General features: G+C 74.2%; 20 protein-coding genes. 11 read left to right on the forward strand and 9 right to left on the reverse strand.

What is annotated here, in order from left to right; all coding sequences use genetic code 11:
* Nucleotides 1–277: 277 nt before the first annotated feature.
* Nucleotides 278–1,123 carry a (2Fe-2S)-binding protein gene (locus tag ACGF3H_RS35275; RefSeq protein ID WP_362495907.1) on the reverse strand — a complete coding sequence of 282 codons (846 nt, stop codon included), beginning with the start codon at nucleotides 1,121–1,123 and terminating at the stop codon, nucleotides 278–280.
* A 170-nt stretch (nucleotides 1,124–1,293) separates the two neighbouring features.
* Here ACGF3H_RS35275 and ACGF3H_RS35280 point away from each other — a divergent pair, with 170 nt between their 5' ends.
* Nucleotides 1,294–2,097 (forward strand): GntR family transcriptional regulator, encoded by an 804-nt coding sequence (locus ACGF3H_RS35280; RefSeq protein WP_362495903.1) that lies wholly within the window; start codon nucleotides 1,294–1,296, stop codon nucleotides 2,095–2,097.
* A 25-nt stretch (nucleotides 2,098–2,122) separates the two neighbouring features.
* On the opposite strand, the gene secD is transcribed toward ACGF3H_RS35280, so the two are convergent.
* From secD to ACGF3H_RS35300, 4 genes are all read right to left on the reverse strand, one after another.
* Entirely contained in the window at nucleotides 2,123–4,513 is a 2,391-nt protein-coding gene (gene secD, locus ACGF3H_RS35285) for a protein translocase subunit SecD (protein WP_362495900.1), read from the reverse strand.
* A 75-nt stretch (nucleotides 4,514–4,588) separates the two neighbouring features.
* On the reverse strand, nucleotides 4,589–5,347 hold the full coding sequence (locus ACGF3H_RS35290; RefSeq protein ID WP_362495897.1) for a hypothetical protein: 759 nt from the start codon (nucleotides 5,345–5,347) through the stop codon (nucleotides 4,589–4,591).
* A 103-nt stretch (nucleotides 5,348–5,450) separates the two neighbouring features.
* Nucleotides 5,451–6,185 (reverse strand): response regulator transcription factor, encoded by a 735-nt coding sequence (locus ACGF3H_RS35295; protein ID WP_362495894.1) that lies wholly within the window; start codon nucleotides 6,183–6,185, stop codon nucleotides 5,451–5,453.
* Nucleotides 6,186–6,187: 2 nt separating this feature from the next.
* Entirely contained in the window at nucleotides 6,188–7,147 is a 960-nt protein-coding gene (locus tag ACGF3H_RS35300; RefSeq protein WP_362495891.1) for a HAMP domain-containing sensor histidine kinase, read from the reverse strand.
* A 399-nt stretch (nucleotides 7,148–7,546) separates the two neighbouring features.
* Here ACGF3H_RS35300 and ACGF3H_RS35305 point away from each other — a divergent pair, with 399 nt between their 5' ends.
* The 4 genes from ACGF3H_RS35305 to ACGF3H_RS35320 all read left to right on the forward strand — a co-directional run bounded on the left by ACGF3H_RS35305 (nucleotide 7,547) and on the right by ACGF3H_RS35320 (nucleotide 9,879).
* The gene (locus tag ACGF3H_RS35305; RefSeq protein ID WP_362495889.1) at nucleotides 7,547–7,870 is read left to right on the forward strand and encodes a TraR/DksA C4-type zinc finger protein; all 324 of its coding nucleotides are present in this window, start codon (nucleotides 7,547–7,549) and stop codon (nucleotides 7,868–7,870) included.
* A gap of 45 nt (nucleotides 7,871–7,915) precedes the next feature.
* Nucleotides 7,916–8,287 carry a TraR/DksA C4-type zinc finger protein gene (locus tag ACGF3H_RS35310; protein ID WP_362495886.1) on the forward strand — a complete coding sequence of 124 codons (372 nt, stop codon included), beginning with the start codon at nucleotides 7,916–7,918 and terminating at the stop codon, nucleotides 8,285–8,287.
* Entirely contained in the window at nucleotides 8,284–9,120 is an 837-nt protein-coding gene (locus ACGF3H_RS35315; RefSeq protein WP_362495884.1) for a rod shape-determining protein, read from the forward strand. The genes ACGF3H_RS35310 and ACGF3H_RS35315 overlap by 4 nt, the downstream gene beginning before the upstream one ends.
* 123 nt (nucleotides 9,121–9,243) lie before the next feature.
* Nucleotides 9,244–9,879 (forward strand): hypothetical protein, encoded by a 636-nt coding sequence (locus ACGF3H_RS35320; protein ID WP_362495881.1) that lies wholly within the window; start codon nucleotides 9,244–9,246, stop codon nucleotides 9,877–9,879.
* Between the two features lie 35 nt (nucleotides 9,880–9,914).
* Here ACGF3H_RS35320 and ACGF3H_RS35325 read toward each other — a convergent pair whose 3' ends face one another.
* Both ACGF3H_RS35325 and ACGF3H_RS35330 read right to left on the reverse strand, forming a co-directional pair.
* The gene (locus tag ACGF3H_RS35325) at nucleotides 9,915–10,703 is read right to left on the reverse strand and encodes a hypothetical protein (protein WP_362495878.1); all 789 of its coding nucleotides are present in this window, start codon (nucleotides 10,701–10,703) and stop codon (nucleotides 9,915–9,917) included.
* 149 nt (nucleotides 10,704–10,852) lie between these two features.
* Complete coding sequence (locus tag ACGF3H_RS35330) at nucleotides 10,853–12,526, reverse strand: PucR family transcriptional regulator ligand-binding domain-containing protein (RefSeq protein ID WP_362495876.1); 1,674 nt, start codon at nucleotides 12,524–12,526, stop codon at nucleotides 10,853–10,855.
* Between the two features lie 365 nt (nucleotides 12,527–12,891).
* Here ACGF3H_RS35330 and ACGF3H_RS35335 point away from each other — a divergent pair, with 365 nt between their 5' ends.
* The 5 genes from ACGF3H_RS35335 to ACGF3H_RS35355 all read left to right on the forward strand — a co-directional run bounded on the left by ACGF3H_RS35335 (nucleotide 12,892) and on the right by ACGF3H_RS35355 (nucleotide 19,642).
* Complete coding sequence (locus tag ACGF3H_RS35335; RefSeq protein ID WP_362495873.1) at nucleotides 12,892–13,782, forward strand: xanthine dehydrogenase family protein subunit M; 891 nt, start codon at nucleotides 12,892–12,894, stop codon at nucleotides 13,780–13,782.
* Nucleotides 13,782–14,363: a (2Fe-2S)-binding protein gene (locus ACGF3H_RS35340; protein WP_362495871.1), complete on the forward strand. Its 582-nt coding sequence runs from the start codon at nucleotides 13,782–13,784 to the stop codon at nucleotides 14,361–14,363. The genes ACGF3H_RS35335 and ACGF3H_RS35340 overlap by 1 nt, the downstream gene beginning before the upstream one ends.
* A gap of 2 nt (nucleotides 14,364–14,365) precedes the next feature.
* Nucleotides 14,366–16,750: a molybdopterin cofactor-binding domain-containing protein gene (locus ACGF3H_RS35345; RefSeq protein ID WP_362495868.1), complete on the forward strand. Its 2,385-nt coding sequence runs from the start codon at nucleotides 14,366–14,368 to the stop codon at nucleotides 16,748–16,750.
* A gap of 202 nt (nucleotides 16,751–16,952) precedes the next feature.
* Nucleotides 16,953–18,410, forward strand: a complete 1,458-nt coding sequence (locus tag ACGF3H_RS35350) for an NCS2 family permease (RefSeq protein WP_362495865.1) — start codon at nucleotides 16,953–16,955, stop codon at nucleotides 18,408–18,410.
* 50 nt (nucleotides 18,411–18,460) lie between these two features.
* On the forward strand, nucleotides 18,461–19,642 hold the full coding sequence (locus ACGF3H_RS35355) for an XdhC/CoxI family protein (protein ID WP_362495863.1): 1,182 nt from the start codon (nucleotides 18,461–18,463) through the stop codon (nucleotides 19,640–19,642).
* Nucleotides 19,643–19,772: 130 nt separating this feature from the next.
* Here ACGF3H_RS35355 and ACGF3H_RS35360 read toward each other — a convergent pair whose 3' ends face one another.
* Nucleotides 19,773–20,213, reverse strand: coding sequence for an SRPBCC family protein (locus tag ACGF3H_RS35360; protein ID WP_362495861.1), 441 nt, complete (start codon nucleotides 20,211–20,213; stop codon nucleotides 19,773–19,775).
* 283 nt (nucleotides 20,214–20,496) lie between these two features.
* Nucleotides 20,497–21,285, reverse strand: a complete 789-nt coding sequence (locus ACGF3H_RS35365; RefSeq protein ID WP_362495858.1) for a polysaccharide deacetylase family protein — start codon at nucleotides 21,283–21,285, stop codon at nucleotides 20,497–20,499.
* A gap of 129 nt (nucleotides 21,286–21,414) precedes the next feature.
* On the opposite strand from ACGF3H_RS35365, the gene ACGF3H_RS35370 reads away from it, so the two are divergent.
* The gene (locus tag ACGF3H_RS35370) at nucleotides 21,415–22,392 is read left to right on the forward strand and encodes a UDP-glucuronic acid decarboxylase family protein (protein ID WP_362495856.1); all 978 of its coding nucleotides are present in this window, start codon (nucleotides 21,415–21,417) and stop codon (nucleotides 22,390–22,392) included.
* The last annotated feature ends 117 nt before the right edge of the window (nucleotides 22,393–22,509 follow it).

Consider the following 22,509-nt stretch of genomic DNA (forward strand, 5'->3'; position numbering starts at 1 on the left):
GTAACGCCCGCCATGGTGGCCCAAACCCGGCAGCCCTCAGGGGGTTTCGGGGCAAGAGGCCGCCGAGGGAGTGAGGGGGGATGCCCGGGGACGGCGTTCTGCTCGAACTGCCGCTTGAGGGACGGGAGTTGAGTTCGAACAAGAATACCCGTACGGGTGGTTCCGCGGAAAGTTCCCGCGGCGCGTGGGGAAGTTGTGAAACAGGCCGCCGGCGGCGGGCGGCCCCGGTCCGGACGATCTTAGCGGGCGGCGCCGGGCGGCCGGACCCGCGGGCGGCTCAACCGGCGGTGGCGAGCAGCTTGTCGACGCGGTCCGCGTCGCAGGTGCGCGGGCAGGTGGCGCACGTGTCCTCGGGGCGCAGCGTGTAGAACATGCAGCAGCTCGCCCGGTCCCGGGTGTGCAGCGGCTCGCCGTCCGGACCGGTCAGCTCCCGGAACGCGGCCTTGCCGACGTACGGCTTGGTCGCCCCGGGCAGCAGCAGTTCCAGTTCCCGCCGGGCGCGCTCCTGTTCGCCGAAGAGGTGGGCGACGTACCACAGGCCCTCGACGACCTCGTCGGTCGCCATGCCCCACAGGGCCCGCCCCCGCCGGCGCATCCGCGGCCCGAAGCCGGCCAGCACCGGTTCCAGGTGCTCGGCGACCGCGGCCCTCACCTCGGCCCGCAGCGCCTCCTCGTCGGTGACCACCCGGGCGCCGGGCAGCGCGGCGGCGGGGTCGCCGGGCAGGCACGCGAAGCCGCTGGGCCGCGCGGCCATGCGGCCCAGCGGCAGTCCCGCGGCCGTGCGGTCGTAGGCGACGTGGCCGGCCGGGTAGCGCGGCACCCTGCGGTGGAGGAACCAGGGCACCGTGATCAGCAGGCAGGCCGGCCAGGCGTACCGGTGCAGACCGAAGCTCGCGATCACGTCCGGCCGGGCGCGCTGCCCGTAGTCCCGCACCACCTGGGCGTCGTCCCAGGCGAGGAAGGCGTCCAGCTCCGCCCCGCCCGCGGCGAGCGAGGCGGCGGCGACCCAGCCGCCCCCGGCGGGCAGCTCCTCCCCGGAGTCCGGCACCGTGACGCCCAGCCCCGGCAGAACCTCGGACAGGCGCGCGTAGGAGTCCGCGACGGCCGGGTGGGAGACAGGCATGCGGGACCACCGATCCACATCAGGGCGACGGATTGCTTGAGGTAAGCCTTACCTTACTCAAGATCTCCGGCAGGGGAAGCGGAGGGTCGAGCCCTTATGGTGTGTGACGGACCGGACGGCACCCCACCGTCACGACCCCGACCACCGATACGTCCCTGAGGAGGACCCCCGTGAAGCAGGGCGCGCAGGGCTCCGCCGGGACGGACGGCCCGCGCACGGGCGCCGCGAGGCGGGCCCGGGTGCCGGTTCAGCCCGGTGCGGCGGACCGGGAGCGGGGCGGTGGGCCGGACCGGGCCGGCGTCGTGCGCGGCGAGCACACGCACGGTGAACGGCCGCTCGACGCCCCCCGCGCCCTGGTGCGGCGGTCCTCCGTGCGCGGGCAGGTCCTCGACGCCCTGCGCACCGCACTGGTCGCCGGAGAGCTGCGCCCCGGCGAGGTGTACTCGGCGCCCGTGCTCGGCGAACGCTTCGGTGTCTCCGCCACCCCCGTACGCGAGGCGATGCAGCAGCTCGCCCTGGAGGGCGCCGTCGAGGTCGTCCCCAACCGCGGCTTCCGCGTCGTCGAGCGGGACGCCCGGGAACTCGCCGAGCTCGCCGAGGTCCGCGCCCTGATCGAGGTGCCGGTGCTGCTGCGGCTGGCCCGCACGGTGCCCGCCGAACGCTGGGCCCGGCTGCGCCCCGTCGCCGAGGCCACCGTCCGGGCCGCGTCCTCAGGCTGCCCGGCGACATACGCCGAGTCCGACCGCGCCTTCCACCGCGAGGTGCTCGCGCTCGCCGGCAACGACCAGCTCGTACGGGTCGCCGGCGACCTGCACCGCCGTGCGCAGTGGCCGCCGGCCGGCGCCCCCGCGACGCGGGGACGGGCCGACCTGATCGCCGACGCGCACGAGCACACGGCCCTGCTGGACGCGCTGATCGCCGGCGACCAGGACGTGGTACGGGCGCTGGTGGCGGATCACTACGCCGCCACCTGACGGGCCGGTGCCGCCCGCCCGGCCCTCACCGGCCCTGGGGGACCTCCTGCGGCACCTGTCCGGGCTCGCGCTCCCCAGACCGCTGCCGTGCCGCCGGCTTCCCGCGGGCCCCGTCCGGGCGGCGCGGGGCCCGCCGCCCGGCGTCGCGGCCGTGCAGCTCGACGGCGAGCGGGGCGGCGGTGAACACCGACGAGTAGGTGCCGACCACCACACCGATGAGCAGGGCGACGGCGAAATCGGTGAGCGAGTCCCGGGCGAGGACCGCCAGCGAGGCGAGGATCAGCACCGCGCCCATCCCGGTGTTGACCGTGCGCGGCAGCGTCTGCAGGATCGCCCGGTCGGTGAGCCGGGCGAACGGCGTCCTGCCGTCCTTGCCGAGCAGCTCCCGGATACGGTCGAACAGGACCACCGAGTCGTTGACCGAGTAGCCGATGACGGTCAGCAGGGCCGCCAGGAAGACCCCGTCGAAGGGCTTGCCGAGCCAGGCGAACACCCCGACCAGGATGATCACGTCGTGCGCCAGCGCGCCCACGGCCGCGGTACCGAACAGCCACCGGAAACGGGCGGCCAGATACAGGAGCTGGGCGCCGAGGGCCAGGCCGAGGGCGACGAGGGCGTCCCGGCGCAGCTCCGCGCCGAGGCTGGGGCCGATCAGCTCGTCGCGGACCTTCTCCGTCTCGCCGCCGAGCCCGGCGATCGTCCCGGTGACGGTGGCCGCCTCCGCGTCGGTCAGTTCCTCGGTGCGCACCGTGAGGCCGTCGTCGCCGGAGGACTGCACGACCGCGCGCGGGAAGCCCGCGTCGGCGAGCGCGGTGCGGGCCCGGTCGGGATCGACCTCGGTCGCCGTGGAGTACTCGATGAGCCGTCCGCCGGTGAACTCGATGCCGAAGTCGAGGCCGCGGACCACGATGCCCGAGCCGGCCAGCACCAGGACGATGCCGGAGGCGGCCAGCCAGCGGCGCGGCCGGCGCATCAGGTGGGGGTCGCGCCGCAGCAGGGCGTCACGGACCGGGCCGGTGGTGAAGATGCCGGTGAGGTGCGGGCGGCGGAAGACCGACGGGCGGCCGGCGGCGAACTCGGCGAGCACCCGGGTGATCACCAGGGCGCTGACCATGGAGGCGAGGACACCGATGCCCAGGGTGACGCCGAAGCCCTTCACCGGACCGGAGGCCAGGAAGAACAGCAGGGCGGCGGCGATCAGCGTGGTGATGTTGGAGTCGGCGATCGCGCTGAAGGCGCTGCGGAAGCCGGTCGTCAGCGCCGAACGCGTACTGGGACGGGTGCGCAGGGCCTGTTCCTCCTGCGCCCGTTCGAACACCAGGACGTTGGCGTCCACCGCCATGCCGATCGCCAGGACGAAGCCGGCCAGTCCCGGCAGGGTCAGCGTCGCGCCGACCGCGGCCAGGGCCGCGTAGGAGATGACGCCGTAGCAGAGCAGGGCGACGGTGGCGAGGGCGCCCATGAGCCGGTAGACGACGACGATGAACAGCGCGGTCAGCGCGGTGCCGATGACGGCGGCCCGGGCGCCGGCCGCGATGGCCTCGTCACCCAGGGTGGCGCCGATGGTGCGCTGCTCCACGGTCTCCACCGGCACGGGCAGGGCGCCGCCCTCGACGAGCAGGGCCAGCTCACGGGCCTCGGCGTCGTCGAAGGAGCCGGTGATCTGCGTGGAGCCGCCGGAGATGCCCGCCCCGCAGGCCACCGAGGGGTCGACCTGCGGCGAGGAGATGATCTTGTCGTCGAGCACGATGGCGACGCGGCGCTGCGGGTCGCCGGCCGGGTGGCAGGCGGCCTCGCCGGTCACCCGGGCCCACCGGTCGCTGCCCTGGTCCTCGAAGTCCACGGTGACGTGCCAGCCGGCGCCGTTCTGCTGGTCGAAACGGGCCTCGGCGCCCTGGACGTCCTGACCGGTCAGGGCGGCCGTCGCCAGCCGCAGCGACTGGCCGGACTCGTCCGGCAGGACGCGCTCCCGCGACGTGCCGGCGGGCGGCTCGGCGGGGTCTCCCGGCGTCCCGGCGGTGCCGAGCACCGGGTGGACGGTGAGCTGAGCGGTGCGGCCCAGCACGTCGGCCGCCTTCTTCGGGTCCTGCACGCCCGGGAGCTCGACGACGACGCGGTCGTCGCCGGAGCGGACGATGGTCGGCTCGGCGACGCCCAGCGCGTCGATCCGGCCGCGCAGCACCTCCACGGTGCGGTCGGTGGCCTCGCGGCCGGCCTCGGTGGTGGACGTGGATCTGGTCTCCAGCACGATCTGGGTGCCGCCGCGCAGATCGAGTCCGAGGCGCACCGGCACGGTCAGGGCGACGGCCACCGCGGCGGCCATCACGGCCAGGGCGACCAGCGCGCGCAGGCGCAGCGCCCGGGACTGCGAGCGGGAACGGGGTCGGGGACGGGTACGGGGACGTGAACGCTTCACACGGGCCTCCGGCAGGCACGCCGCGGCGGCGGCCGGCACGGCCGCGGCGGAAGAAGGAAGGAGAAGGGCGGATCGTCAGGTGCCGGGAGGCGCGGGAGGCGCCCGCCCGCGGTCGTGGCCCGTGCGGCCGGGGGAGACGGGCGGGGTGCGGCGCGTCGTCGGGTCGTGCCGCCCGTGGGCGGCCGGGACGACACCGGTCCCGTGCGCCGTGACGGCGAGGTGGCCCGGCGCCGGGGCGCGCTCGCCGAGGGGGTCGAGGCGCGGCCTGGCGTGGGTGGCGCAGGGGCTCGGGCAGCCGTCGTCGGCGTGGAAGCCGGCGTCCGGGCGGGGGACCGCCGTGACGGAGTGGCCCGGGAGCGGTCCGCCGGGTGCGACGCGCGCCCCGGGCGCGGGCCACGCCGGGACCAGGGCCAGCAGGACGGCCAGCAGTACGGTGACCGCCGTCCCGAGCCGTCGGCCTGCGGTGCCCGGGTCCGTCCGGAGGACCCGCCCACCGGACCGGCCGGGGGAGTGGCGTCGGGGCCCGCGGCGGTCGTCCGGGGACGGGTCGTGCCGGCGGGCCGGCCGTGGGGCGGGCCGGGGTGCCTCGCCGGCGCTGCCGGGGTGCCTCCCCCACGCTCGGCTGCGCTCGCGCGGGGGGACCCCCACCGCCCGCCCGTGCCGCCCCTCGGGGTACCTCCCCGGCCGTTCAGGCACCGGGGGAGGCACGACGGCCCGCAGCCGGGGCGTGGCAGGGCCGGCGTCGGCCTCGGGCGCCGGACGGCCGGTCAGGCGCACGCCGGACCCCGCGTACCCCGAATCGTCCGGGTGGCGGGCCCAGGGCGCGCGGCGCATGCGCCGTCCCCTTTCGTGGTGGGTGCGCGGGGGTGAGCCCGGGGCTCCGGCCGGGGAGTGGGCGACCAGAGCCCCGGGCGGTCCGGGGGAGGGGGGAGAGGGGTCAGGGTTCGATGAGGCCGGCCCGGATGGCGTACCGGGTCAGCTCCAGCCGGTCGCGCAGGCCGAGCTTCTGCAGCAGGTTCGCCCGGTGCCGCTGGACGGTCTTGACGCTGATGAAGAGGATCTCGGCGATCTCCTTCGACGAATGGCCCTCGGCGACGAGCTTGAGGACCTCCTCCTCGCGGGGGGTGAGGACGTGGCCGGCGGTCTCCTCGCCGTGCCGGACCCGGTCGAGGTAGTTGCGGATCAGGGCCGTGACCGCGCCGGGGTAGAGGAACGGCTCGTCGCGCATCGCGGCCCGGCAGGCGGCGACCAGGTCCCGGTCGGCGACGGACTTCAGCACGTATCCGCAGGCGCCCGACTTCAGCGCCTGGAACAGGTACTGCTCGTTGTCGTGCATCGTCAGCATCAGGATGCGCAGGCCCGGTTTCAGCGCCGACAGCTCCCGGGCCGCCTGCAGACCGGTCAGCCGGGGCATCGCGATGTCCAGCACCGCGAGATCCACGGCACGGGCGCGGGCCATGTCGATGGCCTCGGCGCCGTCCCCGGCCTCCGCGACCACTTCGAGGTCCGGCTCCCGGTCGAGGATCAGGCGCACACCGCGGCGTACCAGCGCGTGGTCGTCGGCGAGCAGGATGCGGATCCGGGACGGGTCACGCGCGGGCGGCCCGGACGCGGCCGGTGCGGACGCGGTCGCCTCGGGAGCGGACGGGGCGGGCAGGGACGGGTCGGACATGGTCAGGGCTGCTTCCTGGATGCGGGTACGGGGGCGGCGAGGCGGATCCGGGTGCCGGCCCCGGGCGCCGAGGTGATGTCGAGGGCGGCCCCGATCAGCAGGGCTCGTTCGCGCATGCCGCGGATCCCCGCGCCCTCGCACGCCGCCTCGATGCCGCGGCCGTCGTCGGTGATCGTGAGCACCACCGCGCCGTCGGCCCGGCCGAGGCCGACCTCCAGGCGCTCGGCGTCCGCGTGGCGGGCGGCGTTGGTCAGGCTCTCCTGCGCGACGCGGTAGAGGACCAGCTCCGTCTCGTGGTCCAGGGCGGGCAGGTCGGCCTCGAAGCGGCGGACGACCCTGAGGCCGGTGTGGGTGGCGAAGTCGTGCGTGAGCGAGGTCAGCGCGCTGATCAGGCCGAGGTCGTCCAGGACACCGGGCCGCAGCCGGCGCACCAGGCGGCGCACCTCGTCCAGGCTCTCCCGGGTGATCTCCTGCGCCTGGTGCAGTTCGTCGCGCAGCGGCTGGTCGGCGTCGTCCGCCGCACGCCCCAGCACGAGCAGGATCGCGGTCATGCTCTGCCCGACCTCGTCGTGCAGCTCCTGCGCGATACGGCGCCGTTCCGCCTCCTGGGCGAGCAGGACGCGGGCGCTGCTGGTGGCACGCTCGTGCTCCAGGCGGTCGAGCATGGCGTTGAAGGTGCGGATCAGCTCGGGGACCTCACCGCCGCCGGACACCGGGAGCCGCTGGCCGGGGCGCAGCAGGTCGACCGTGGTCATCAGCTTCGTGAGCCGGTCCAGCGGCGACAGGCCCCAGCGCAGCAGCGCGCCGTTGGCGACCAGCATGACGGCCATGCCGCCCACCAGGACGGCGGCCTCGGTCAGCAGGACCGGTACGGAGACGGTCACCGGGGCCCACAGCAGCAGCGCCGTGGCAAAGCCCAGCACCACCGCGTTGAGCCCGAAGATCCGCCAGAACAGGGACAACGGGGGACGCCTCCTTCTGCGACGCGGCAAGCCTCTGCCTTCGGTCATCGCGCACCCCGGTCGGAGCTGCGGCCCTTGGTCACGACCGAGCCTGCGCCCAGCCTGCCCCTTCCGCCCCGCCGGGTCGATGGGGTCCGACCCCCATTTCCAGGGAGCGCCGCACCCATACGGCCGCCTCCGCGGGCCGCGGAGTGGATGCTCCGCCCCCGGGCAAATGGGGCCCGCGCCCGATGGGAATCCGCCGCCGGTCCGGCCAGGGTCGAGGTGACCGGGATGTCGTCGCGCCGCCGGCCCCCGCCGCGGCCCCGGCGACCGGCCGCACCCGCGGCCGGCGGGCCGTACTCCCGTGCTCCCGGCGGCCCGCCCCACGACCCCGCACGTCCGAGAGAAGGAATCACCGTGTCGCTCGACGCCTCCCGCATCGAACCCCGCCCCGAGCGGCTGACCGCTCACGAGGCCCGCCAGCGCCTCGAGCACGCGCGCAACACCCGTATGACCCAGCTCCAGGCCCTCGGCGAGAACGGCCAGGACGACCAGCTGATGTCCGCGCAGAAGACGGCCATCGAGCGGGTGCTCAAGGAGATCGAGGAGGCCTTCGCACGGGTCGAGAACGGCACCTACGGCACCTGCCTGGGCTGTGCCAAGCCCGTGCCGGGCGAGCGCCTGGAGATCCTCCCCTACACGCGGTACTGCGTCGCCTGCCAGCGCCGCGCCGCCGCCTGAGCACCGTCCGTCCAGCCTTTCTCTCCCGCCCTGCTGAGGGGTGAAGTGGTGAACCAACAGACCATCGGCGACCGCGACACGCGTCTGTCGCCCGAGGACCTCGCCGCCCTCCGGGACAGCCTCCTCGAACAGCGGCTGTTCCGGCAGGAGCAGCTGCGGCAGATCACGACCGCGCGGCCCCCCGCCGGCGGCCGGCGTCCGCCGGGCTCCGCCGCGCAGGCCGAGGTACGGGGCCAGCTCGCGGCCTCCGCCCGCATGGTCCTCGCCGACGTGGAGGCCGCGCTCGACCGCATGGCCGAGGGCCGCTACGGCTCCTGCCATCTGTGCCGGCGTCCCATTGCCCGCGAGCGTCTGGTGATCGTCCCCCAGGCCCGCTACTGCGCTCGCTGCCAGCAGGTGCGGGAGGCCGGACGATGACCGCGGTCCGGCGGACCCGTGCCGCCCTGCCCCGGCACCGGCCGTGGCCCCTGTGCCGGCAGTGCGGCGGCGTCGTCCTCGACATGGGCAGCGCGCGCACCCGTGCCTGGATCGCCGGGCGGGGCATGATCCTCGACGTGCCGACGGTGACCTTCCCCGGCGCCGGGGCGGTGTACCCGATCCAGCGCGGCTCCATCGTCGACACCCCGGGCACGGCCCGGATGCTCGACCGGCTGCTCGGCCACCGCCTGCCCCGCTTCACCCGCCCGCTGGTCGTGGTGACCGCGCCCGTCCTGGACGGGTTCGCCTACCGCACCGAGGCGCGTACGGCGGTGGAGGTGTTGCGGCCGCGCAGCGTGCTGACCGTCCCCAGCGCGCGGGCCGTCGCCCTGGCGGCCGGGGCGGACCTGTGCCGGCCGCTGCTGGTGGTGGACCTCGGCGCCCGTCTCACCGAGGTGGTGCTGCTGGTGGACGGCGCCGTCTTCGACGCGCGCCGCACCGCGCTGGGCACCGACGATCTGGACGCCGCCACCCCGGCGACGCGGATCGCGGAGGCGGTGGTCGACATGGTGACGTCGATGCTGCGCCAGGACCGGACGTCCCTGACCGTCGACGCCCTGGGCCGGGGGCCCCTGCTGGCCGGCGGGGGAGCCCTGCGTCCCGAGATCACCTGCCGTCTCACCGACACGCTGCACGCTCCCCTGCGGGCCGTACCGGCGCCGCACACCGCCGCGGTCCGCGGTGCCGCGAGGCTCCTGGAGGCCGCCCACGCCCACCCGTCGGCCACGGACCCCGACACGGACCCCGGTCCACCGGAGGGGTGCCCCCACTGACCACGGCCCCACCCCCGGTGCCGGCCGCGGCGGCGACGCCCCCGTCCCCCGCCGCCGCCGCGGCCGGCACCGGCACCCACGGCCGCCCGCTCCGTCTGTCCGGACCCTGGAAGGAGGCACACCGTGGCCGGCGACATACCGCGAGCACAGCCACCTCCGGCCCCCGCGCCCCGACAGCACCCGTACCTGCTGCTGTGGCGGTGGCGCCGCAACTCCTTGCGGCGGCGCACCGACCGGACGCAGGCGTGGATCGCCCTCGGACTGCTGTTCGCCGTGCTGGCGGCGGCACCGGCGGCGATGTTCACGGCCGGCGACGCGGCGTACCGGCACTACCGCGACGCCGCGGCGCACCAGGAACGCGGTCGCGACCACGTGCCCGCGGTCCTCGTCCACGACGCCCCGCGCCACCCGGAACCCGGGTCGGACGAGGCGCGGAAGACCCGCTACCCGGTCGAGGTCCGCTTCACCGCGCCGGACGGCGCGACGAGAACGGGCAGGGCCGACGTCGAGCCCGGGCTGCCCGCGGACAGCACCGTCCTGGTCTGGGTGGACACGGCGGGCGGGATCACCGACCCGCCGCTGGACGCCGGGCAGATCCGCAGCCGCGCGATGGGCTGGGCGATCCTCGCCTTCCTGGGCGTCACCCTCACCGGTCTCGCGGCGCACGGCATCACCGGCCTGCTGCTGCACCGGCGCAACCTCGCCGAGTGGGACAGGGCATGGGCGGCGACGTCGCCCCGCTGGAGCAGATCCCCCTGATCCCCTCCGGCCGGCCGGCCCGCCCGCCGCCCCCGTCAGGCCGTCGCCGCCCCCGCCGCCGGCGGGGTCAGCCGGCGGGCCAGCCAGGTGGGGACGCCGCCGAGCAGGCGCAGCAGCCGGCGGGCCTCCTCCCGCAGCCGTGAGGCCTCCGGTTCCGACTCCGCGTCCGCGAGCGACACCAGCGCCGGGGCCGTACCGACCAGGTACCCCAGCTCCTCGCGGATGCGGAGCGACTCGGCGAAGCCGTGCCGCGCGTCCGCCAACTCGCCCTCCCTGAGCGCGAGTCCGGCCAGATGCCGCCAGGTGGACGACTGGAGCAGCGGATCCCCCTGCGCGGTCGCCCCGGCATGCGCCCGCCGGTACGCCGCGCGGGCGGCCTGCGGCGAGCGGGTCAGGTTCTCCGCGACGAGCCCGCGCCGGAAGTCCAGCAGCGCCCGCCCCCGCGCCCCCGGCGCGATCAGCGCCGCCGCCCGGCCGAGCGCGGCCCGTGCCTCGTCGGCCCGGTCGCGCACCCCGTGCACGGTGGCGGCGTAGGCGAGCTGCCCGCGCTCGCAGGCGGCGGCCCCGCGCTCGTCGTCGGTGTGGGCCAGTGCCTCCGCGGTGCGCAGCGCGTCCTCCGCCTCGGCCCAGCCCTGCTCGGTGTACAGGCACCGCTCCACGAGCAGCGAGGCCCGCTGCAGCGCGGTGGCCGCGGTGACCGGCTGCAGCAGGGACACCGCGTCGGCCCAGCAGGCGCGCGAGCGCAGCCGCCACACCGCGGTCTGGAGCGGATCGTCACCCTCGGTCGTTCCCCAACCAGAACCAGCCATGGCGGAATGCGCCACGTCGCCCTCCCCAAGCACGCCATCGAGCCGTCGAGTGGTGGCCGCATCTCAGCACGAATCCAGGGGCCCGGCCAAGGGGGTGGGTGAAAGATTTCACAAAGTGGTGGGAGATTCGGCGGCCGAGGTTTGGGCCCCTCGGCCGCCGTGTCTCAGCTCATGCGCAGTGCCAGGAAGAAATCGAGCTTGTCCTCCAGCCGCGACAGGTCACGCCCCGTCAACTGCTCGATCCGCCCGACGCGGTAGCGCAGCGTGTTGACGTGCAGGTGGAGCCGGGTCGCGCAGCGCGTCCAGGAGCCGTCGCTGTCGAGGAACGCCTCCAGCGTCGGGATCAGCTCGGCGCGGTGGCGGCGGTCGTAGTCCCGCAGCGGGTCCAGCAGCCGGGCCGTGAAGGCCCGGCGCACGTCGTCCGGGACGAACGGGAGCAACAGCACGTGCGAGGCCAGTTCCTGGTGGCCCGCCGCGCACACCCGGCCGGGCCGGGCCGCGGCGACCCGCCGCGCGTGCCGGGCCTCCTCCAGCGCCCCGCGCAGCCCCTCCGCCGAGTGGACGGCCGCGCTGACGCCGAGCGTGAGGCGCCCGTCGCCGTCCAGCCCGGCCGACAGCGGGTCCCGCACGGACGTCAGCAGCGCGTCGGCGAGGATCCCGGCCTCGGACCCGTCGTGCTCGCTGGAGACCGCGGGCAGCGGCACCAGCGCGATGGCCTCCTCGCCGGTGTGCGCCACGGCGATGCGGTCGGAGGGCTCGGGGCCCGCCGCCATCGGGTCGACGAGGATCTCCTCCAGGAGCCGCTGGGCGACCGGTCCGTCCTCGACCTCGCCGTCCTCCCACTCGACGCGGGCCACGACGACCTGCCAGTGCGGGGCCGCGCCGAGACCCGGCAGCAGCACGGGCGCCGCGACCCGCAGCCGGGCCGCGATCTCGGCGGGCGCCGCGCCCGTCTGCACCAGCTCCAGCACCTCCTGCGCGAGCCGCCGCCGCACCGTGCGTGCCGCGTCCCGCCGGTCGCGTTCGACCGCTATCAGCTGGGTGACGCCGTGCAGCAGGTCGAGCCGCTCCTCGGCCCACTCCCCGGCGTCCGCCTCCACGACCAGCAGCCAGTCGGACAGCACGCTCTCGCGCACGTCCCGCGCGGCCTGCGGGGCACGGCCGGTGCTGCGGACCGGGAAGAGGCTGTACGTCGTCCCGGCGACCGTCACCCGATGCGGTGCCCGGCGGCCCGCGCGGGTCGCGGCCAGGTGCTCCGCCGCCAGCTTCGCGCACACCTCGGCGGGCAGCACCGGACCCGAGTCCTCCGGCCCGGCGACCGGCCGCCCGGTCGGGGACAGCACCCAGGCCCGCAGGTCGAGGTCGGAGCCGAGCAGGTCGAGGACCACGTCCGGGCCGCCGCCCGCCGGCCCGGAGGTCATCATCCGCCGGTGCCGGTCCACCACGGCGGCCAGGTCCCCGGCCCGCTCGCCGGACACCTGGCGGACGACGTGCTCGGTGACGGTCGCGAACGCCACCGACTCGTGCACCGCGAACAGCGGCAGCCGGTGCCGTGCGCACGCCACCACGAGGTCCTCCGGCACGCTTCCGAGCTCCGCCTCACCGGCGGCGAGGGCCGCCACTCCGGCCTGCACCAGGATCCGGACGAACGGCTCGGAGTCGGCGGCGTCCCGGCGCCAGGCCAGACCGGTGAGGACCAGCTCCCCGCCGGAGAGATAGCGGCTGGGATCCCGCAGGTCGGTGGTCATCACGCCCCGGACGGAGCGGTCCAGCTCGTCCTCGCCGCCGAGCAGCTTGAGGCCCAGCGCGTCGGTGTCCAGCAGTGCGCGCAGCCGCATTCTCGTCGCCGCCGTTCTTTCGTCTCGAAATGTTCGCTTGATCGTGGTGGGTCCGGGCCAAGGGGCCGGTCGGCGGGCCGGCGAGCGCCGCTCGCCCGCTTCCGAGCTGTGTTCCAGGTCACGCGGCTGTTTCGCCCGTTTCCAGAGGAAGACGAGGAGGTTGGTGAGGACCCCCGTTCATACGAATCTACAAGATGCCTGCCGTGGCCAGCCAACTCCTTCATGGTTTCTGCGACTGACCCAGGTGGAGCACCGGGCGGTGTACTGAGCCCACTCCACGTGAACAGCACATGAACGAACCGGGCCCGCCACCTACGGAATGGCTCAAACCCGTACGCCCCCCAAGACGATGAAGAGAGCCGGCCATGGACTTCCTTCGCCCCGCCAGTTGGGAGGAGGCGCTCGCCGCCAAGGCGGAGCACCCCACCGCTGTGCCGCTTGCGGGTGGCACCGACGTGATGGTCGAGATCAACTTCGACCACCGCCGGCCCGAGTACCTCATGGACCTGAACCGCATCGGCGACCTGACCGAATGGGAGGTCCAGGAGGGTTCCGTACGGCTCGGTGCCTCCGTGCCCTATACGAAGATCATGGAGAACCTGAGCACCGAGCTGCCGGGTCTCGCCCTCGCCTCGCACACGGTCGCCTCCCCGCAGATCCGTAACCGCGGCGGCGTGGGCGGGAACCTCGGCACCGCCTCCCCGGCCGGCGACGCCCACCCCGCGCTGCTCGCCGCCGGTGCCGAGGTCGAGGTCGAGTCGGTGCGCGGCGCCCGCCGCATCCCGATCGACGCGTTCTACACCGGCGTGAAGCGCAACGCGCTGGAGCCCGACGAGCTGATCCGCGCCGTGCACATCGAGAAGGCCGGCGGCCCGCAGCAGTTCTCCAAGGTCGGCACCCGCAACGCGATGGTCATCGCCGTGTGCGCGTTCGGCCTGGCCCTGCACCCCGAAACCCGCACGGTCCGCACCGGCATCGGCTCGGCGGCGCCCACCCCGGTGCGGGCGAAGGCCGCCGAGGACTTCCTGAACGCGGCGCTCGACGAGGGCGGCTTCTGGGACAACGGAAAGATCATCACGCCGTCGGCCGTCAAGCAGTTCGCGGACCTGTGCGCCGCCGCCTGCAACCCGATCGACGACGTACGGGGCACCGCGAGCTACCGCCGGCACGCGGTCGGCGTCATGGCCCGCCGGACCCTCACCTGGACCTGGGAGGCGTACCGCGACGCCCGCCGCACCACGGAGGGAGCCGCGTGATGCGCGTCAACTTCACGGTCAACGGACGTGCGCTGGAGGCCGACGACGTGTGGGAGGGCGAGTCCCTGCTCTACGTGCTGCGCGAGCGGCTCGGCCTGCCCGGGTCCAAGAACGCCTGCGAGCAGGGCGAGTGCGGCTCCTGCACGGTCCGCCTGGACGGCGTGCCGGTGTGCGCCTGCCTGGTCGCGGCCGGTCAGGCCGAGGGCCGCGAGGTCGTCACCGTCGAGGGGCTGGCGGACTTCGCCCGGCAGCGGGCCGAGGGCCGTGGAGAGGGCGCCGGCACGGGCACGACACTCGACGAGGCCAAGCGGTGGCGGGCGCAGGGCACCGACTCGCAGACCGGCGAGGGAACGGAGCTGGCCCCGATCCAGCAGGCGTTCGTCGACGCCGGTGCCGTCCAGTGCGGCTTCTGCACGCCGGGGCTGCTGGTCGCCGCCGACGAGATGCTGGAGCGCAACCCGAACCCGACCGACGCGGACATCCGCGAGGCACTGTCGGGCAACCTGTGCCGCTGCACGGGCTACGAGAAGATCATGGACGCGGTCCGCCTGGCGGCCGCCCGCCGGTCCGAGGGGGTGTGAGCATGGCTGCCAACGGCGCACCCACCGGGATCACCCAGGGTTCGGGGACCAAGGGCGGCATCGGCGAGTCCACGCTCCGCCCGGACGGCATTCTCAAGGTCACCGGCGAGTTCGCGTACTCGTCCGACATGTGGCACGAGGACATGCTCTGGGGCCAGATCCTGCGCTCCCCGGTCGCCCACGCCGAGATCGTCTCCATCGACACCGGCGAGGCCCTCGCCCAGCCCGGCGTCCACGCGGTCATGACCTACGACGACCTGCCGACGGACGTGCGCACCTACGGCCTGGAGATCCGGGACACCCCGGTCCTCGCCCACGGCAAGGTGCGCCACCACGGCGAGCCGGTGGCGATCGTCGCCGCCGACCACCCGGAGACCGCGCGCCGCGCCGCCGCCAAGATCAAGGTCGAGTACCGGGAGCTGCCGGTCATCACCGACGAGGCCTCCGCGACCGCCCCGGACGCGGTCCTCGTCCACGAGAACCGCGACGACCACCACATCGGCCACGTCCCGCACCCGAACATCCTGCACCGCCAGCCGATCGTCCGCGGCGACGCCGACGCGGCCGCCCGGCGGGCCGACGTGATCGTCGAGGGGGACTACTGGTTCGGCATGCAGGACCAGGCGTTCCTCGGCCCGGAGTCCGGCCTCGCGGTGCCCGCCGAGGACGGCGGCGTCGACCTGTACATCGCCACCCAGTGGCTGCACTCCGACCTGCGCCAGATCGCCCCGGTCCTCGGCCTGCCCGAGAAGAAGGTGCGCATGACGCTGTCGGGCGTCGGCGGCGCGTTCGGCGGGCGCGAGGACCTCTCCATGCAGATCCACGCCTGCCTCCTGGCGATGCGCACCGGCAAGCCGGTCAAGATCGTCTACAACCGCTTCGAGTCCTTCTTCGGGCACGTGCACCGCCACCCCGCCCGGCTGCACTACGAGCACGGCGCCACCAGGGACGGCAAGCTCACGCACATGAAGTGCCGGATCGTCCTGGACGGCGGTGCCTACGCCTCCGCCTCCCCGGCCGTCGTCGGCAACGCCTCCTCGCTGTCCGCCGGCCCGTACGTGATCGACGACGTCGACATCGAGGCCCTCGCCCTCTACACCAACAACCCGCCCTGCGGCGCCATGCGCGGCTTCGGCGCGGTCCAGGCCTGCTTCGCCTACGAGGCGCAGATGGACAAGCTGGCCGCGGAACTCGGCATGGACCCCGTGGAGTTCCGCCGGATCAACGCCATGGAGCAGGGCACGGTCATGCCCACCGGCCAGCCGGTCGACTCCCCGGCCCCGGTCGCCGAACTCCTGCGCCGCGTCAAGGCGATGCCCATGCCGCCGGAACGCCAGTGGGAGTCCAGCGAGGGCGCCGACGTCCGTCAGCTGCCCGGCGGGCTGTCCAACACCACGCACGGCGAGGGCGTCGTCCGGGGCGTCGGCTACGCGGTCGGCATCAAGAACGTCGGCTTCTCCGAGGGCTTCGACGACTACTCCACCGCCAAGGTCCGCATGGAGGTCGTCGGCGGCCGGCCCGTCGCCACCGTGCACACGGCGATGGCGGAGGTCGGCCAGGGCGGCGTCACCGTCCACGCGCAGATCGCCCGCACCGAGCTGGGCGTCACACAGGTCACCATCCAGCCCGCCGACACGCAGGTGGGCTCGGCCGGCTCCACCTCCGCCTCGCGGCAGACGTACGTCACCGGCGGCGCCGTGAAGAACGCCTGCGAGCTGGTCCGCGAGAAGGTCCTGGAGACCGGCCGCCGCAAGTACGGCACCCACCACCCGGCCTGGGCCACCGCCGAACTGCTCCTGGAGGGCGGCAAGGTCGTCACCGACGGCGGGGAGGTCCTCGCCGACCTCGTCGACGTCCTGGAGGGCGAGGCCGTCGAGGTCGAGGCGGAGTGGCGGCACCGGCCGACCGAACCCTTCGACCTGCGCACCGGCCAGGGCAACGGCCACGTCCAGTACTCCTTCGCCGCGCACCGCGCCGTCGTCGAGGTCGACACCGAACTCGGCCTGGTCAAGGTCATCGAACTGGCCTGCGCCCAGGACGTCGGCAAGGCGCTCAACCCGCTCTCCGTCATCGGCCAGATCCAGGGCGGCACCGTCCAGGGCCTGGGCATCGCCGTGATGGAGGAGATCGTCGTCGACCCGAAGACGGCCAGGGTCAGGAACCCGTCCTTCACGGACTACCTGCTCCCCACGATCCTCGACACGCCGACCATCCCCGTCGACGTGCTCGAACTCGCCGACGACCACGCCCCGTACGGGCTGCGCGGCGTCGGCGAGGCACCCACCCTGTCGTCCACACCGGCGGTCCTCGCGGCCGTCCGGAACGCGACCGGGCTGGCGCTGGACCGCACGCCGGTACGGCCGGAACACCTCACCGGCACGGCGTGACAAGACCCTCCGGGCGGCGCACGGAACGTCACACCCTCCGCGCCGCCCGGAGCACATCCGGAATTCCGCTCGCTCGCGGGACCCGGAGCACCACCACCCATGCGTTCGTCTCGGGCCGTCCCCCGGGTCGTGCACGTCCCAAATCCCGTAGCCGCCCCAGCGGTCGACACGGGTGCCCCTCTGAACCTTGGGAGACGACCCCATGACCCAGCAGTCAGTCGAGCCCAAGACCACAGCCGAGGACGCGGGCGCGGGTTCCCGCGTCCCGGCCGGCCGGTCCTGGCTCGACCGCTACTTCCACATAACCCACCGTGGCTCCACGGTGGCGCGTGAGGTGCGCGGCGGCATCACCACCTTCATGGCGATGGCGTACATCGTCCTGCTCAACCCGATCCTGCTCGGCGGCGAGGACGTCGCGGGCGACACCCTGAGCCAGAAGGCCCTGATCACCGCGACGGCGCTCGCCGCGGCGGTGACCACGCTCCTGATGGGCTTCGTCGGCAAGGTGCCGCTCGCCCTGGCCGCCGGGCTCTCGGTGTCCGGAGTGATCGCCGGACAGGTCGTTCCCCAGATGACCTGGGGGCAGGCCATGGCCATGTGTGTGATGTACGGCGTGGTCATCATGCTGCTCGTGGTCACCGGGCTCCGCGAGATGATCATGAACGCCATCCCGCTCGCCCTCAAGCACGGCATCACCATGGGCATCGGCCTGTTCATCGCGATCATCGGCCTGGTGAAGGGCGGTTTCGTCCACCCGGGCAAGGCCACCCCGCTCACCCTCGGTCCCGCCGGTGAACTCGCCGGCTGGCCGGTCCTGCTCTTCGCCGGCACCCTGCTGCTGATCTTCATGCTCCAGGCGCGCAACACCCCGGGCGCGATCCTGATCGGCATCGTCACCGGAACCGTCGTCGCCGCGGTGCTGAACGCCACCGGGGTCATCGACCCCGAGCAGTGGGCCAACGGCGCCCCGGAACTGCACGGCAGCGCCGTCTCCATGCCCGACTTCTCGCTCTTCGGCCACCTGGAGTTCGGCGGCTGGGGCGACGTCGGCGCGATGACCGTCGGCATGATCGTCTTCACGCTGGTGCTGGCCGGGTTCTTCGACGCGATGGCCACCATCATCGGCGTCGGCACCGAGGCCAAGCTCGCCGACGACAAGGGCCGTATGCCGGGCCTGTCGAAGGCGCTGTTCATCGACGGTGCCGGCGGCGCCATCGGCGGTGTCGCGGGCGGCTCCGGCCAGACCGTCTTCGTCGAGTCCGCGACCGGCGTCGGGGAAGGCGCCCGCACCGGCCTCGCCTCGGTCGTCACCGGCGCGTTCTTCGCGGCCTGCCTCTTCTTCACCCCGATCACCGCGCTGGTGCCGCAGGAGGTCGCCTCGGCCGCCCTCGTCGTCATCGGCGCCATGATGATGATGAACGCGCGGCACGTGGACTGGGCCGACCGGGCCACCGCGATCCCGGTCTTCCTGACCGTCGTCCTGATGCCGTTCACCTACACCATCACCACCGGTGTCGCGGCCGGCGTCATCTCCTACGTCGCCATCAAGGTCGCGCAGGGCAGGGCGAGGGAGATCGGCGCGTTCATGTGGGCACTGACGGTGATCTTCGTCGTCTACTTCGCCCTCAACCCCATCGAGAGCTGGATGGGCGTGCACTAGCCGCTCCCGGGGGAACCCCTTCCGTAACACCGCGGGCAAGGAGACCGACCATGCTGGACATCGCCGAAGAGCTCCACCGGTGGGTCGAGCAGGGGCGCGACGTCGCCGTGGCCACCGTCGTGGCCGTCGGCGGCAGTGCCCCCCGTCCGCCCGGCGCCGCCCTCGCGGTGGACGCCGAGGGCACGGTGATCGGCTCGGTCTCCGGCGGCTGTGTGGAGGGGGCCGTGTACGAGCTGTGCCGGCAGTCGCTGAAGGACGGGCGAACCGTCCTGGAGCGCTTCGGCTACAGCGACGAGGACGCCTTCGCCGTGGGTCTGACCTGCGGCGGGGTCATCGACATCCTCGTCACGCCGGTACGGGCGGACGACCCCGCCCGCCCGGCCGTCGCCGCAGCTCTCGCCGCCGCCTCGCGGGGGGAGGCGGCGGCGCTGGCGCGGATCGTGCGCGGCCCGGCGGAGCTGACGGGCCGCGCTCTGGCCGTCCGGGCGGACGGCTCCCGCACCGGCGGCCTCGGCACGCACCCCGGCCTGGACCGCACGGTGGCCGCCGAGGCGGGTGCCTTCCTGAACGCCGGCCGTACGGGCACGCTGGAGATCGGGGAGCGGGGCTCGCGGTGCGGAGCGCCCCTGACGCTGCTGATCGAGTCCTCCGTGCCCGCTCCCCGCATGATCGTCTTCGGGGCGATCGACTTTGCCTCGGCGCTGGCCCGTGCCGGCACGTTCCTCGGTTACCACGTGACGGTGTGCGACGCGCGCCCCGTCTTCGCGACGCGGGCCCGCTTCCCGGACGCCGACGAGGTCGTCGTCGAGTGGCCCCACGAGTACCTGAGGCGCACGGACGTCGACGCCCGTACGGTGCTGTGCGTCCTGACCCACGAGACCAAGTTCGACGTACCGCTCCTCGCGCTCGCCCTGCGCCTGCCGGTCGCCTACGTCGGGGCGATGGGCTCCCGCCGCACCCACCTGGACCGCAACGAGCGCCTGCGCGAGGCCGGCGTGACGGACGCGGAGCTGGCCCGGCTCAGGTCCCCCATCGGCCTGGACCTCGGCGCCCGTACTCCTGAGGAGACGGCCCTGTCGATCGCGGCGGAGATCGTCGCCGCCCGGCGCGGTGGCAGCGGCGCCCCGCTGACCGGCGCCCACACCCCGATCCATCACGAGGACGCCCCGCTCCCGGCCGGATGGACCGGCTCCCTCGGCGCGAGCGGCACGCATCCCGTCACGGCTGTCTGAGCTGTCAGGGCCGACGGAGCCGGCCACGGCTGACTGAGCATTACGGCGCCCCGACCGGTCACGGCGCCCCGACCGGTCACGGCGCCCCGACCGGTCACGGTCCTCCGAGCCGTCACGGTCCTCCGAGCCGTCACGGCTGTCTGAGCAGCCGGTTCACCGCCCTGCCGAACACGTACCGCCCCGACCGGCCCAGCACGCCGTCGAACAGGGACGGCAGCAGGCGGACGTCCAGCTCCTCGCGCCACAGGACGCGCGCCCGCCCGCCGGGGCCCGGCCGGACCTCGATCTCCGCCCAGCCCCTGACCAGCCGGCCCCGCTTCTCCAGCCGGCACCGGCCGGGCGCACCGTCCCGCGGGGGCTGCCAGACGGTCACCTCCATCGTGTCGTCGAAGGCGAACGGGCCGAGCCCCGAGCGGGCGACGACCACCGTGCCCACCCCGGTGGGCGGGGGAGTGGGCACGCGGACCCGGGTCAGCGGCACCGCGTCGCCGTGCCGGTGCCATGCGGTGAGCCGGCGCCATGCCTCGTCCGGGGCGAGCGGTGCGGTGCGTTCGAGCGAGAAGATGACCACGCGACGATCGTAGGCAGCGGGAGCCGTCCCCGCTGCGCCCGTCGGCAGGTCCCCGGGCGGGGGAGGCGGCCCAGGGGGTGTCGTCGGATCTTGCCGGGGTCGCGGGGTCCGGCACGCTCTCCCCCACTGCCCTGAAGGCGTGGGAGGTGCCCCCAGCGGCGTTGGCGTCGGTTGCCGGGCCCCGACTTCGCCCTCCTCCGCCTTGCAGCCGCACGCACCAGACCCCGCTCGGGTCGATCGCAAGGCACCGTTGCCTGGAGCGGCCTGATCCGGACGACGCCCCCTAGCGGTAGACCTCGCCCGGCACGGCCTCGCCCGGCGCGAGCAGTTGCGGCACCGTCACGAACACGTAGCCCCGCCTCTTGAGCGCGTCGATGATCCCGGGCACGGCGGGCACCGTGCCGTCGTAGATGTCGTGCAGCAGGATGATGCCGTCCCGGGACGACTGGTCCAGGACCCGCTCGGTGATGAGGTCGGAGTCGTCCGTCGTGTAGTCCTTGGCGGTCACGCTCCACAGCACCTCCGCCAGCCCCAGCTCGCGGCAGATGCCGTGCACCGTGTCGTCCGTGCGGCCCTGCGGCGGGCGCATCAGCGTGGGGCGCCGCCCGGTCAGGCGCTCTATCTCCTTGTTGGGGCGCTCCAGCTCCTCGCGTATCTCGTCCGGTTCCGCGTCCGTGAGGATCTTGTGCGTCCAGGTGTGGCTGGCGACCTCGTGCCCCTCGGCGGCCATGCGCCTGACCAGGTCCGGATACGTGTCGATGTGCCGCTTGCCGAGCAGGAAGAAGGTCGCGGGGACCTGCTTCTCCTTGAGTATGTCGAGCAGCCGGGCGGAGTTCTCGCTCGGCCCGGCGTCGAAGGTCAGCGCGATGCACTTGGCCCTGCGGCAGTCGACGGTACCGAAGCCGGCCGCCCGCGCCTGCGGGCCGGCCGCGCCCCGGACGGAGCTGGGGGAGTTCGTCTCGAGCTTCGTGCAGCCACTCAGCGCCAGGGTCAGCGAGGCGACCGCCGCGAGAATCGCGGCCCCGCGCAACCAGGTCCCCGTTTTCGTCATCTTGCTGGTCAGCGAAGGCATGCGAGGACTATACACAGCGAGTATATTCGCAGTGTATAGTTATTTCTCGCTCTCCTGTTCGAGGTAGTGGGCGCTTTGTCCGGGTTACTCAGCCGACACGTAGGTGTGGGCGAGAGTGAGGAGAGACCCGTGAGCGAGAGCCCCCTGAGCGGACGCGCCTGGCGCCGGGCCCTGGTGACCGGCGGCGCCGGGTTCGTGGGATCCCACCTGTGCGGCCGGCTGCTGGACGCCGGCACCGACGTCGTCTGCCTCGACAACCTGGCCACCGGCTCCCGGAGCAACGTGACCGACCTGGAACGGCACCGCGGCTTCCGGTTCGTCCGGGCCGACGCGACCGACCCGGCGGCCCTGCGCGGCCTGCCCGGCCGCTTCGACCTCGTCCTGCACTTCGCCTGCCCGGCCTCGCCCGCCGACTACCTCCGGCTGCCCCTGGAGACCCTCGACGTCGGCAGCACCGGCACCCGCAACGCCCTGGAGCGGGCCCGTGCCGACGGCGCCCGCTTCCTGCTCGCCTCCACCTCCGAGGTGTACGGCGATCCGCTCGAACACCCGCAGCGCGAGAGCTACTGGGGCAACGTCAACCCGATCGGCCCGCGCAGCGTCTACGACGAGTCCAAGCGGTTCGCCGAGGCCCTGGTCACCGCCCACCGCCAGGTCCACGGCACCGACACCGCGATCGTCCGCATCTTCAACACGTACGGCCCCCGCATGCGCACCGGCGACGGCCGTGCCGTGCCGACCTTCATCGCGCAGGCCCTGGACGGCATGCCCCTCACCGTCGCCGGGGACGGCGGCCAGACGCGTTCCCTGTGCTACGTCGAGGACACCGTCACCGGTGTCCTCGCCCTGGCCGCCTCCGGTGAGAGCGGCCCGGTCAACATCGGCGGCGACGACGAGATCACCGTGCTGGAACTGGCCCGGCGCATCGTCGAGCTCACCGGGTCCGGCTCCCGCATCCGGTTCGTCGAACGCCCCGTCGACGACCCGTGCCGGCGCAGGCCCGACACCACCCTGGCCCGGGAGCGGCTCGGCTGGCGGCCGCGGGTGAGCTGGGGTGAAGGGCTGGAGCGGACCATCGGCTGGTTCGCGCACTCCGCCGCCGCGTAGCCCCTCGGGGGACGCGGCGCACACATCGTCACCGAGGGTGAGATATCCACTCTCGTCCGGAATTGAGCTGTTTCCAAGTGTTTGAGGCAGCCGCCGCGCGGCACCCGCGAGGCCAAA

Source organism: Streptomyces sp. NPDC048185 (assembly GCF_043202495.1).
Taxonomy (GTDB): Bacteria; Actinomycetota; Actinomycetes; order Streptomycetales; family Streptomycetaceae; genus Streptomyces.